The 12,417-nt window shown below is 51.5% G+C and carries 9 protein-coding genes and 2 tRNA genes; 7 read left to right on the forward strand and 4 right to left on the reverse strand.

The window, feature by feature from the left end:
- Positions 1-25: 25 nt before the first annotated feature.
- The gene (locus E3E26_RS04955; protein ID WP_167900256.1) at positions 26-844 is read right to left on the reverse strand and encodes a D-aminoacyl-tRNA deacylase; all 819 of its coding nucleotides are present in this window, start codon (positions 842-844) and stop codon (positions 26-28) included.
- Between the two features lie 221 nt (positions 845-1,065).
- On the opposite strand from E3E26_RS04955, the gene E3E26_RS04960 reads away from it, so the two are divergent.
- Genes E3E26_RS04960 through E3E26_RS04970 form a run of 3 tightly spaced genes read left to right on the forward strand, consistent with a single transcriptional unit; the run spans position 1,066 to position 4,872 of the window.
- A complete protein-coding gene (locus E3E26_RS04960) occupies positions 1,066-2,094 on the forward strand; it encodes a TAXI family TRAP transporter solute-binding subunit (RefSeq protein ID WP_167900257.1) in 1,029 nt (342 codons plus the stop codon).
- A gap of 10 nt (positions 2,095-2,104) precedes the next feature.
- The gene (locus E3E26_RS04965) at positions 2,105-2,557 is read left to right on the forward strand and encodes a DUF1850 domain-containing protein (protein ID WP_206204347.1); all 453 of its coding nucleotides are present in this window, start codon (positions 2,105-2,107) and stop codon (positions 2,555-2,557) included.
- A 2-nt stretch (positions 2,558-2,559) separates the two neighbouring features.
- Positions 2,560-4,872: a TRAP transporter fused permease subunit gene (locus E3E26_RS04970; protein WP_167900697.1), complete on the forward strand. Its 2,313-nt coding sequence runs from the start codon at positions 2,560-2,562 to the stop codon at positions 4,870-4,872.
- A 4-nt stretch (positions 4,873-4,876) separates the two neighbouring features.
- Here the strand turns inward: E3E26_RS04970 and E3E26_RS04975 are convergent, their stop codons facing one another.
- Together E3E26_RS04975 and E3E26_RS04980 are read right to left on the reverse strand one after the other, a co-directional pair.
- Complete coding sequence (locus tag E3E26_RS04975) at positions 4,877-5,047, reverse strand: class III signal peptide-containing protein (protein WP_167900258.1); 171 nt, start codon at positions 5,045-5,047, stop codon at positions 4,877-4,879.
- A 104-nt stretch (positions 5,048-5,151) separates the two neighbouring features.
- Positions 5,152-6,360 carry a hypothetical protein gene (locus E3E26_RS04980; RefSeq protein ID WP_167900259.1) on the reverse strand — a complete coding sequence of 403 codons (1,209 nt, stop codon included), beginning with the start codon at positions 6,358-6,360 and terminating at the stop codon, positions 5,152-5,154.
- Positions 6,361-6,412: 52 nt separating this feature from the next.
- Here E3E26_RS04980 and E3E26_RS04985 point away from each other — a divergent pair, with 52 nt between their 5' ends.
- From E3E26_RS04985 to topA, 4 genes are all read left to right on the forward strand, one after another.
- Positions 6,413-7,012, forward strand: a complete 600-nt coding sequence (locus tag E3E26_RS04985) for an RNA ligase partner protein (protein WP_167900698.1) — start codon at positions 6,413-6,415, stop codon at positions 7,010-7,012.
- A gap of 26 nt (positions 7,013-7,038) precedes the next feature.
- Positions 7,039-7,115: transfer RNA gene (locus E3E26_RS04990), tRNA-Thr, on the forward strand.
- A gap of 27 nt (positions 7,116-7,142) precedes the next feature.
- A tRNA-Pro gene (locus E3E26_RS04995) sits at positions 7,143-7,220 on the forward strand.
- Between the two features lie 326 nt (positions 7,221-7,546).
- A complete protein-coding gene (gene topA / locus E3E26_RS05000) occupies positions 7,547-11,230 on the forward strand; it encodes a DNA topoisomerase I (RefSeq protein ID WP_167900260.1) in 3,684 nt (1,227 codons plus the stop codon).
- On the opposite strand, the gene E3E26_RS05005 is transcribed toward topA, so the two are convergent.
- Positions 11,231-12,412 carry a geranylgeranyl reductase family protein gene (locus tag E3E26_RS05005; protein ID WP_370520100.1) on the reverse strand — a complete coding sequence of 394 codons (1,182 nt, stop codon included), beginning with the start codon at positions 12,410-12,412 and terminating at the stop codon, positions 11,231-11,233.
- Positions 12,413-12,417 lie beyond the last annotated feature (5 nt).

Consider the following 12,417-nt stretch of genomic DNA (forward strand, 5'->3'; position numbering starts at 1 on the left):
TAACATCTTTAAAGATTTCGATTATTCAGTCCCGTATGAACTCCAAGCCGAGCTCTTCAGCCAAAGCTTTCGCCATCTGCCTCGTTTCACCTTTGCTGCCCTTCCAATCGACGTATATGGCATCCACTTTTTCGACGGTTCTTTCGATGGCCTTGAGAATGAGTTCTTTCTTGAGTGGATGGGCATACTTTGGCGCTATGTGGCTGAATGCCAGGTCTGTCTCCAGTGCTCTTTTTGTCTGCTTTGGGGCGTAGTGGCCGCCACCTATTCCTATGGCAACTGGGAACCTGGCCTCTCTGTAGTTATCCAGCACATATGTTATTGTCTCTGCTAGTATCTCCCCCGCCCTGTCGTTCACCCACTCCTCCTTGCTCGACCCTATTTCGATGAACAGACTCGGGACGTTCAGCTCGCTCGGACCGTGGTGTGTGGCCTCATAGCAGACGGTCCAGTTCAGGTCGTTGAGCTCATTCATCTTGAGGAGCGCAAGCTTCATTGCGCTCGGTTGAGCTATGGCCAGGCTCTCGTCATTTCCCCCGTACATTGCGTTGCCCCAGTTACCGGTTATGTGAGTGGTAAGTGCAGGCAGCTTCTGCTTGCTGGCGTGTCTCGAGGCGAAGACGATGATTTCAGGGACGAAACCGAGTTGGTGCTCGATGGCCTTGTCGAGGTTGTCGTAGTAAATCATCTCGTCGTTGGTGGTCAAAATGAGTGTATTGCCCTTTGAATAGACTGGATTTCCATCGAAGACCCTGTCAGTTTCCTTAAAGCCGAAGTTCTCCACCAGTTTTTCCATTATGTTCATTGAAGCGAGGTCTATCTTCGTCGTCATTATTACCTTCATCTTGCAACCCCCTTGATGCTCGGTTCGAGAATTAAAAGGCTTTGCCTGGGTTCGAACCTCTACCTTTGTCCAGTGGATACCGAGGGTACCACGTTTTATGCCCGAAATTTCACGAAAGATTTACGAAAAAGTAACACAAACTATATAACTCGGAATGTACTTGAATATCCTAATGTGGTCGTTAGACCATATTCGTACATTGAAGTTTGGGGGTGCAAAATATGAAAAGGTTGATGTCGATTGGGCTCGTGGCAGTTTTGATTTTTGCCGTGGTTATGGCAGGGTGTGTAGGCAGTAGTGGTGAAACCACGACCAGCGGACCAACCGAAACCTATTCCATAACAATCTACACTGGCTCGACTTCTGGTGTCTACTACCCGCTTGGTTCAACCTATGCAAATATACTCCAGAAGTACAGCAAGGATGAGACCGGAATTCAGATTGATGCAAAGGCCGTTACGAGCGGTGCAAGCGTCTCCAACGCCCAGGCCATTGGGGATGGAAGGGCCCAGGCTGCAATCATGCAGAACGATGTCGCCTACTATGCTTATAATGGGGTCATACTCGACGCTTTCAAGGATAACGCCGTTAAGAACCTCCGCGGAATAGCCGCCCTCTATCCCGAGACCATCCAGTTCGTTGTCAAGGCTGACAGTGACATAAAGAGCCTTGAGGATCTTGCCGGCAAGAAGGTCGCCGTTGGTGCTGCCGGAAGCGGTACTGCCGTTGCCGCCCAGCAGATACTCGAGGCCGCTGGTGTGTGGGACAAAATTGATCCGGTCTGGCTTTCCTTCACCGAAGCAACCCAGCAGCTCAAGCTCGGTCAGATTGACGCCGCTGTTATAGTTTCGGGTGCTCCAACTCCGGCCGTTGACCAGATTGCCGTGCAGACCCCAGTTAGGATTATCCCGATTGGTGACGACATCCTCCAGAAGCTCCACGACAAGGGCTACATATTCTATGTCAGCCAGACCCTCCCGAAGGACACCTACAACGGTATGACCGAAGACACCCCGACCCTTGCCGTTAAGGCTGTCCTCGTTGTCAGTGCCGACGTTCCCGACGACGTCGTTTATGCAATGACCAAGCTCCTCTTCCTCCACATTGACGAGCTCAGGCAGGTTCACGCCAAGGCCCAGTATATAAGCCTAGACACTGCCCTCGACGGCATGAGCATCCCGCTCCACCCAGGAGCTATCAAGTACTACGAGGAGCAGGGCAAGACGATTCCAGATGAGTTAAAGCCATGAGGGGGTCTCTTTGAGCAGTAGAACCCTTTCTTTTTTTGTCATACTTATCATATTCCTTCTCCTGTTCCTTCCGGTGAAAGCCGTTGAGATACGTTTCGATGGTAACGCCTACATGTATCCCCTCGGTTCAAAAATCGAGATAACCTACGTTCATAGTGTTGAGAGGAGCACCGTGGTTGAGGTGCTCGTGGCAAATGAAAGCGGCTTTTATGCCGTTGAAATGAAGTGGAAAGACTTCGGAGCAGGCCTTCCAGAGGACATCCAGGGGATGGAAGGAGACTACTACGTAAAGCACGTCAGCGACTACCTTGGAAGGAGCTTCAGCTACTGGTTCATTCCGATAAACCACGTCAACATAACCGTAAACGGCTCTCCCGTCCTCAATAATCCTGAACACGAACTGCTCGTTGATTTTGAGATTAAGCGCGTTCCATTCGTGTTAATCCTTATAAGGAGGTGGTGAAAGTGGCAGAAGAACCGAGTCTAGATGTTGTGGAAGCAGAGGAGGTCATCATAGAAAGGACGAGGACTCTACCTCCGAGGCTGGAATTAGTGGTTAGAGTCGCCGCCGTGCTGATAGGCCTCTACGAGATACTCTTCATATTCAACTTCAACTACACTCTCTATGACCTATTCTCTAGGCTCGGCATCAGTCTGGAGTTCCTCAGAATAACCTTCCAGCCGAAGCAGGGAGAGGCCTTTGTTCTGGCAATGCTGATGGTAATAACCTTCCTGCTCTATCCAATCAGGAAGAAGGAGAAGTATTTCAAGAAGGTCTTTTCCTACGACTATCTTATGGGAGCCTTGGCAGTAATCTCGATGCTCTATCTCTTCGCCGTCTATCAGCGCTACATAATGACCTCGAGGCTCACGGACACGGACGTGGTCTTTGGCCTGCTGGCCATCGTCATGGTCATTGAAGCAACGAGGCGCGTTCTCGGCTGGGTTCTGCCCTTAATAGTGACCCTCTTCCTGGCCTACGGCATCTACGCTATCGGCTTTGACTGGGTGCGCTTCGTCCAGCAGCTCTACTTCGACGAGGGAATCTTCGGAATTCCGTTCTTCGTCATGACAATCTACGTCTTCGCATTCATATTCTTCGGAGCATTCCTGCTCAGGATAGGCGTCAGCGACTACATAACGGAGTTCATGATAAGCCTCTTTGGAAAGAAACCTGGAGGTCCGGCTAAATCTGCGGTCATTTCGAGCGCCCTTATGGGAACGGTCAGCGGTTCGAGCGTTGCGAACGTTCTTACGACGGGAACCTTCACCATTCCGCTGATGAAGAAGGCTGGCTATCCACCAGAGATAGCAGGTGCAGTTGAGCCGGTCGCTTCAACGGGCGGTCAGTTAATGCCTCCCATCATGGGTGCGGCAGCGTTCATCATGGCCGAATTCCTCAACCTGCCCTATAGCAAGATCATCATTGCCGCGGTTCTGCCCGCGTTGGTCTACTACGGCGGCGTTTACCTCTTCATAGACCTCGAGACCAAAAGGCTTGGCCTCAAGGGTATGGCAGCTGAACACTTCAAAACTATGGCGTACTTCATCCGGAAGCTCTACATCCTTCTGCCAATAGTTGTCATCACCGTTGCCCTTGTCTGGGGAATTGCACCACAGATAGCGGCAATCTCATCGCTCGGCATAGCCATCTGGGTTGCATGGATTTCGAGAGATGAAATCTACGGAGATGAAAAGCTCTACGTGGCGATAGCCTTAGTTGCGACCTTCTTGATGTTCCTCGGAAAGGACATCGGAACCCAAACCGCAATAGTCCTCCTGGCGATGTTCCTCTTCCTCGTTGTCCTTGGGGTCATGAAGAAAGGAGTGGCCTTCAACGAGAAGTTCTACATTACGGCAATGTTCCTCCTCTTCATAGCCCTAGCCAAGTACCTCAGCATGACCAAGGAGCAGATAGTCCTCATGACCGGCGTCTTTGGAATAGTCTTCTCAATCCTCGTCGGCTACCGCTCGACCAAGGACAGCGGCAAGATGATGTATCGTGCCACCTACGAGGCAATGATTGATGCTGGAAAGACGAGCGTCAGCGTCATGCTCGCTGCCGCCAGCGCAGGCCTCATCCAGGGAGTTCTCACAATGACGGGTGAGCTCACCAACATCGGCTACAGGCTTGTATCCCTTACCCACGGAAACCTCTGGTTGCTCCTCATGCTTACCATGGTCTTCAGCCTCATCCTTGGAATGGGTGTTCCAACGACGGCCAACTATATCATAACCTCCCTCGTCGCGGCACCGGCAATCTACATGCTCGTTAGGGGCATTGAACCCTACAACCAGCCAGTTCCAGGCTACACCGTGCTGATAGCCCTGCTATCGGCCCACTTCTTTGTGTTCTACTTTGGAATACTGGCCGATGTTACACCGCCCGTCGCACTGGCAAGCTACGCGGGTTCAGCAATAGCTGGCGGAGACTTCTGGAAGACTGCCATGAACGCCGTCAAATACGCCTTAGCTGGCTACATAGGACCTTACATCTACTTCACTCACCCGGAGATGTTCCTGATAACGGTTTCAGAATGGAACGCTGCAACGGCACTCAGGATACTCTATTACCTCGTGGCGACGCTGTTCGTAATGTATCTGCTGGCGATAGCACTGACAGGCTTTTACAGAACGCACCTGAAGAAATGGATAAGGCTAGTACTCACGGCCATCGGATTGGCAGGAGTGACACTGAACCCGATAATCATTGGAGCCGGAGTGGTCGCCTGGCTCGGTCTGAAGTTCTACGGGGAGAGGGTTTCTTCGGGGGCATAGCCCCTTAACCCTCCATCATTTCGTTCATGGTTTTTATTATTTCCTCGGAGGTTCTTGTGACCTGAGTGGAGGCGTCGATGGCCGTTCTTTGGACTATCCTAATGGTGAACAGAGCCACTACTAAGGCAAGTGCCATCATCATGAGGTATTCTACTGCAGCCTGAGCTCGCCTCATGCTATCACCCCCTTCACCTCTCAGTATATATTAAGTAACTTCAGGTTAATAAAATTTTGGGTGGGTACCTGTCCAGAAAGAGAAGAAAAGATAAATTATGGGCATCAGTACAGCATGACTTCAAAGCCCAGTTCGCTGAGGAGATCCGCCAGCTCCTCGCTGTCAACATAAACCAGCAGGTGATGGTTGCCCAGGGTGCCGTCTATGAAGTCTCTGGCTTCTTCTATCCGGAGCTTCATCTGGGTTCTGCAACGGTGCTCGCTGCGCTCCCTTCCAACGACTTCAACGCCGGCAACGACGGCTTTTCTGCCACGTATTTTGAGGAGCGAGGCTTTGCCCTTCGGCAGCTCGACCTCAACGCCAACTCCCATTCCGCTCTCAAAGTGCGACCTTATGATGTATCCGCCGATGAGGGGAGCGGTACAGTGGGCAAGGATGATGTAGTCGTCGCCGTAGTCAGCTATGTTGCCCATGAATGCTGGCTTATCGAAGAAACGCTTCACTATCGCCATCCCTAGGAGCGCGTTCAGCTCTCCCTCGCAGGCCGCTGGAATTCCCTCTGCGTTGAACATCGCCAGCGCCAGACATGGGGTCGCCTTGAGCTTTCCTATCAGATCGAAGCAGCCGATGGTGAAGCCGTCAAGCCTGTAGTCCTCGAGAATGCGTTTTATGGCGAGATAAATCCTCCCGGCTTTGACCAGATCCTCCCTTGCGGGTTCCTTTATCTCCCTGGCCTTTGCCACTATCTCCTCGACGACCTTCCAGCCTTCAGCGTCGGTCGTTGCCTCATAGTACTCGTAGAACTTCTTGAGGCTTATGCTGGTGTAGGGTAGCTCGAACTTCTCGTTTATGAGCCACGGCGAGACGCGGCCTATTATGCCAAGGCGCATCCTCAGGAACTTGTCGAGGGTCTCTTTCATATCTTCGTAGCCGAGAAGGGCCGCTTTGAGTTCGTTAAAGTCCTTGACAAGGGTTGAGGGAACGAGTCTGTCCCTGAAGTATTCGCGCAGCTCTATTCCTGCCGCGAGGGAGTTATTGAATGTGTCGCCGTAGATTATTATCGGCCTTCTGTAAACCGCGAACTCCTTCAAAGCTCCTTCGGTTCCACCCGTCAGGGGATAAAGGACTATCGCATCAACCTTGTTGAAGTTTACCTCTTCCTTGGCTTCCTTGAAGTCCCTTTTGGTGGAAACGAAGAAGCCCCCAACGACGTCGAACTCCTTTGCGAGCTCGGTTATGAACTTCGATGCTTTCTTCTCGAAGGCCGATGGACTTGCCAGCTCGCTTACTCCAAAAACGACTCCGACTCTCATGCTTTCACCTAACTGTTTTAAACTTCCGTGATTAAATAAGCTTGTGGTGGTCATGAGGTTCGTGCTCGATACGAGCATCTTCGTCAATCCAGAAATAAGGCGGAAGTTTGGGGACAACCCGACCGAGGCTATGAGAACATTTCTCGGATACGCCGAGAGGCTCTTCGGCAGGGTGGAGTTCTACATGCCTCCTGGCATCTACCGCGAGGTTATGCACTTCGTCGATGAAGAAGAGCTCCTGCCTGAAATCGAGCTCTACATCATAAAGAAGCCCCCCAACGTCCACGACATTAAGATTCCCGCCTTCGTCGTCTACGAACTGATTGACGACATAAGGAGGCGCATAGATAAGGGCCTCCGCGTCGCTGAGAAAGCCGTCCGCGAGAGCGTAATCGAGACTGATAACGTCGATAAAATAATCCAGAAGCTGAGGCGTAACTACCGCAAAGCCCTCCGTGAGGGCATCGTTGACAGCAAGGAGGATTTTGAACTTATTTTGCTAGCAAAAGAGCTCGACGCGACGATAGTTTCTGCCGACGTTGGGATACTCACCTGGGCCCAGAAGATGGGTATCAAGTGGATCGACGCGGCCAACTTTCGCGAGGTTCTTGAGGGCCTCGTGGCAAAAATGAGCGAAGGGAAAAATTTATAAATGCTCGCCTGCATGGTATCATCGACGCCCCGGTGGCTCAGCCTGGTGGAGCGGCCGCTTGGTAAGCGGCAGGTCGCGGGTTCAAACCCCGCCCGGGGCTCCAAACTTCTTGAAGGACTATTCTGGGCAGGGGGCCGTGGGGTAGCTTGGTCCATCCTGCGGGCTTTGGGAGCCCGTGACCCGGGTTCAAATCCCGGCGGCCCCACCATAGGAAACTTTGCCTTCGCAAAGTTTCATCAAAGTTTGTATGTCGCTTTTAAGCTTGCCAATTTTCAGAAGGTTTCACAGTCAAACGAGCTTTTATTCAGAGTTTCACTCAAGATATAGTGCTCAGAGAGCACCAAAAGAAAAGGGAAACTGCTTGAAAGGCTTTTCTTGAAGGCAAACCAAAAAACCGGGACTTCTAACAAAGACACACAAACTCATTCCAGCCAACTTTACAGAGAGTTAACCTTTTTGATCAAACTTTGAGCAAGCAAAGTTTGTTCCGCAGGATTTTTATACGGCTGTCTCGTAGGGGGTAGAGGTGTCGTCATGGTCACGCTCATCATCGCCGAGAAGCCCAACGTCGCGAGAAAGATAGCCTACGCCCTGGCAGAGGGTAAGCCGGTCAGGAAGACCATCGGTAAGGTTCCCTACTATGAGTTCACGCGCGACGGGAAGAGAATAATCGTAGCTCCGGCAGTTGGCCACCTCTTCTCGCTCGCCCCAAAGACGAAGACTTACGGTTATCCGGTCTTTGACATTGAATGGGTTCCTGTCTACGTCGCCGAGAAAGGCAAGAGCTACGCTAAAGACTACATTAAGGCTTTGGCAACCCTCGCTAAACGCGCCGACGAGTTTGTAGTTGCCTGCGACTACGATACTGAGGGTGAGGTTATCGGTTATACAGCTCTCAAATACGCCTGCGGCGTTGACCCCTCAAAGGCCAAGCGCATGAAGTTCTCCGCCTTAACAAAGAAGGACCTTCTAAAGGCCTGGTACAACCTGGAACCGACCATAAACTTTGGAATGGCCGACGCGGGGATAGCGCGTCATGTCCTCGACTGGTACTGGGGTGTGAATCTCTCTCGGGCCCTAACCTCGGCGATAAAGCGCGCCAGCGGCAAGTGGATGGTTCTGAGCACCGGTAGAGTCCAGGGGCCCACTCTTAAGTTCCTCGTGGACAGGGAGAAGGAGATCCAGAACTTCAAGCCCACGCCATACTGGGTCATTAAAATGCTTTTAGAGAAAAACGGCCAGCAGTACACGGCCGTTTACGAGAAAGAGCGTATTCTTGATGAAAACGAGGCCAAGCGCATCGTTGAAGAGGCCAAGAAGGGGCCGGCCTTCGTCGAGAAGGTTGAGGTGAAGCAGCAGAACAGACATCCTCCGGTTCCCTTCGACCTCGGAACGCTCCAGAGGGAAGCGTATTCCGCCTTTGGATACAGTCCAAAGAAGACTTTGGAGATTGCCCAGAAGCTCTACGAGAAGGGTTACTGTCTCCACCCCGATTCTCTCATACCAACCCCTGAAGGGGTAAAGAGAATCAAAGAGTTACCCCGTGAGGGTGAAGTATTTGCCCTTGACTTCGACCTTAAACTGTCAAAGGCAAGGTACAGGCTTCTTGAAAGGGACGCGGACGAGCCCATGTATAAAGTCGTCCTGAGCGATAGAACGGAGCTCTACCTTACGGGAGACCATCCAGTTTTGGTTTATCGGGACGACAAGCTAATATTTGTGCCAGCTGGGGAACTCAGAGACGATGACCAGGTAGTGCTTCTTATAAACCGTCAGAAGTTCCAGGATGTGGGGAGAACTCCAAGTCTGTTTGACTTTGTCCTAAAAAACGCCCCTTCCATGAAAGACTACATCCTCTATGAACCTTCCTTTGGCCCCATTTTAAGGGAGAGGATTGGGAAGGCTGGTTTAAAGGTGGAAATCCTGTGGAGGTTCAAAATCAGGGAGCCAACGTACTACAAATACCTCAGGGGCAAAATGCCTGTTCCAGTTTTCAGATTTCTTATTGAGAGGGGTGTAGTCTCAAAGGAAGAGGCAGGAAGAATTTTCAGGGGATTCTCACACGGCACATCACTATCCCCGGTTTCTTTTGAGTTCAGCGAGGATTTCTGGTACCTGTTCGGTTTCGTAGTGGGAGATGGTCATCTGACTAAGGAGGGCAAAATAACAATCTCCGCCAAGGATAGGACAGAAGAAACAATAAAGGCTCTTGGAGAGGTTGCGAGCTCCCTGGGTATTCCATTCGCCTACGATTCGAAATACAAGATGATAATCATCCGTAGCAAGTCCTTGGCGAGGTTGCTTGAACTTCTTGGCTGTCCCCCCGGAAACAAAACGGAGATATTTGAGGTTCCCAATGAGGTAATGGCAAAGCCCGAATGGATGGCTTCGTTCCTAGCCGGTTACTACGATGCCGACGGCCACATCGGTACAAAACTAACGGGAAGTAAAAAATCAATGTCCCCACAAATTGTCCTGACATCTAAGAACAGGCGGGCAATATACACGGTCAAACTCATGTGGCAACTCCTCGGTGTTGGAACGTACCTATGGGAGAAGAAAGACAGACGGGGCAACTTTATAGCTTACGAGCTTAAGGTCTACTCCCGCGACGCACTCAGGTTTTACGAGGTTATGAGTGACCATCTAAGGGTGAAGAAGCGAGACCTTGAGAAAGTTCGGGAGATGGCGGTACGAAAGAGGAAATCCTATTCCCACCATTACAGCGTTCTCAATGTTAAGGACTGGAGGGGGAAGTTAAGAACCAACAATACGCTCTGGAAAAAGTTTGACATGTCCAATCAGACCGCACATGGAAGAGGGATAAGTCTCGACAAGCTCAGGAGGATTAAAGACTATCTGACCGATGAAGACCTCCGCAGGATTGCCACGGGGGACGTTTATGTGCTTGGGATAAGATCCATTGAGAAGTTCCACTATCGCGGAAAGGTCTACGATCTCGTTGTTGAGAACTATCACAACTTCATAGCCAATGGCGTCGTTGTCCACAATTGTTCCTATCCCCGCACTTCGTCCCAAAAGCTCCCAAAGAACCTCAATTTCCGCTCTATACTTCAGAACCTGGCTAAACTTCCGGAGTACAAGCCCTTCGCCCACGAGCTTCTGGGTAAGGAGAGGCTCAAACCTGTCGAAGGCAAGAAGGACGACCCTGCTCATCCTGCCATCTACCCTACAGGCGAGCTTCCAAAGCCGGGCGAGCTGACTAAAGACGAGGCCAACCTCTACGATCTCATCGTGAGGCGCTTTTTGGCTCTCTTCATGGAGCCGGCTGTTAGGGAGATAATGAAGGTCATTATAAACTCAAACGGTCACCGCTTCATTCTGAGCGGAGCCAGGACGGTTAAGGAAGGGTGGCTCAAGGTTTACGGTAAGTACGTCAAGTTTGATGAGGTTATCCTGCCCTCCTTTAAGGAGGGTGAGCCTGTTAAGGTCCTCCAGATAAAGCGCGAGAAGAAGAAAACGAAGCCTCCGGCGAGATATTCTCCCGCAGCCGTAATCAAGAAGATGGAGGATCTAGGCATAGGAACGAAAGCCACGCGTGCCCAGATACTCGAAACGCTCTATGCGAGGGGCTACATCGAGGGTAAGAAGAAGATAAAGGTTACCCCTCTCGGTATGCGCGTCGTCGAGGCCTTGGAGCGGAACGTTCCTGACATAGTCAGCGTCGAGCTGACGAGGGCATTTGAGGAGAAGATGGAGGAGATAATGGCCGGCAAGGCCGATAAAGACCTAGTTATAGAAGAGAGCAAGGAGCAGCTCGTCAAGATCCTTCAGGAGTTCAAAGAAAAGGAACTGGACATCGGAAAGATCCTCATGGAAACCACGGGAACCGGTGTAACAACGAGCAAAGAAAATGCCAAGCGCGCTGGGGCGGTAAATGAGCTCAGTGAGGCTGAGGAAAAAGAAGTGAAGAAGACCATTGAAAAGGGAGAAAAGAAGCCCCTTGTCGTTGGCAAGTGCCCCAAATGTGGCGGCGATTTGGTCGTCCGCTACAACAGAAAGACAGGGAAGAGATTCGTTGGCTGCTCGAACTGGCCGAAGTGCAACGTCACGTATCCCCTCCTCCAGCGCGGGCAGATAATCCCAACGAACAAGACCTGCTGTGATGGTGCTCCTGTCGTCAAAATCCGCGAAAAAGGCAGAGAGTACGAGATCTGCCTTGACATGAACTGCAAAGAGTGGAGGAAGAAAAAGTAATCAGAGCAGCTCCTTAAGGAGGCTCAACCTCCTCTTGCTCATGAGCACCTTGGGGTGCTTGAGGAGGGCCTTGATGACCTCGACGTAGTCTCCTCCCGCTATCTTTTCGGCATCCGCACCACTGAGTATCTGGATGAAGAGGTCAAGGTCTTCGTCGGTGAGCTTCTCCGTGACGCGCCTGACCTTCAGAACCCTCTCAAGCCTCTTTCCGTCGGTCTCCCACCACTCGGTCGTGTAGTTCTTAAGGAGCTCCAGGTTTTCTTCCTCAAGAGCCTTGACTATCCACTTGCTGGCTATGGTTCCGGCATCCATCGCCTCAGCCATTCCACCACCGTGCATGGGGTTTACCTGCCTTGCTGCATCGCCGACAACGATAACGTTGTCCTTGGCGAGCTCCTTGACGAAACCGCCAACCGGAACAACGCCGACGTTTATCTCCAGAAGCTTCTTGGCGGGAATGTTGTTCTCCTTCAGCCACTTGTCGAGGTAGTACTTGGCCGTCTGGGGATTGTCGGAGTTTATGCCTATTCCGACGTTGGCCCTATCTTCATCCTTGGGGAAGACCCAAACGTAGCCCCTCGGCGCTATTTCGTTCCCGAACCAGAGATGGATTAGGTCAGGGTCAAAGCCCTCGATGAGCATCTCGTACTCATAGCTTGAGTCGAACTCGTGCGGCGGGGCGTAGGTGTTTATGCCGGCCTTCCTCGCTATGGTACTCTCCACACCATCGGCAGCAACGATTATGTCAGCATAAATCTCAACGGGCTCGTCCTCGTGCTTGGCCTTTATTCCCGCTATTTTTCCGTCCTTCCTTATGACGTCCATTGCCTCGGTTCTAGCAAGAACGTCGGCCCCAGCTTTGGCGGCGTAATAAGCAAGCATTTTGTCGAAGACCTTCCTCTCGAGGATTACACCGCTGACTTCCTTGTATCTGAGCTCGAGCTCGTAGCCGCTTGGGGAGTAGAGTTTGGCACCATAAATTTCACGGTTGATGAAGCGCCTGTCGTAGGGTATGTCGTACTTCTCAAAGACCGTCTTGCTTATTCCCTCGGCGCACTGCTTTGGAGTGCCTATCGCGGACTTCTTATCGATGAGCAGAACGGAGAAGCCGGCTTTAGCAACGTTTCTCGCGACGATTGGGCCGGCGATTCCTGCGCCGACAACCACTACATCGTACTTCATCTCGG

Origin of the sequence: Thermococcus sp. LS1 (genome assembly GCF_012027395.1) — an archaeon.
Classification (GTDB): domain Archaea; phylum Methanobacteriota_B; class Thermococci; order Thermococcales; family Thermococcaceae; genus Thermococcus.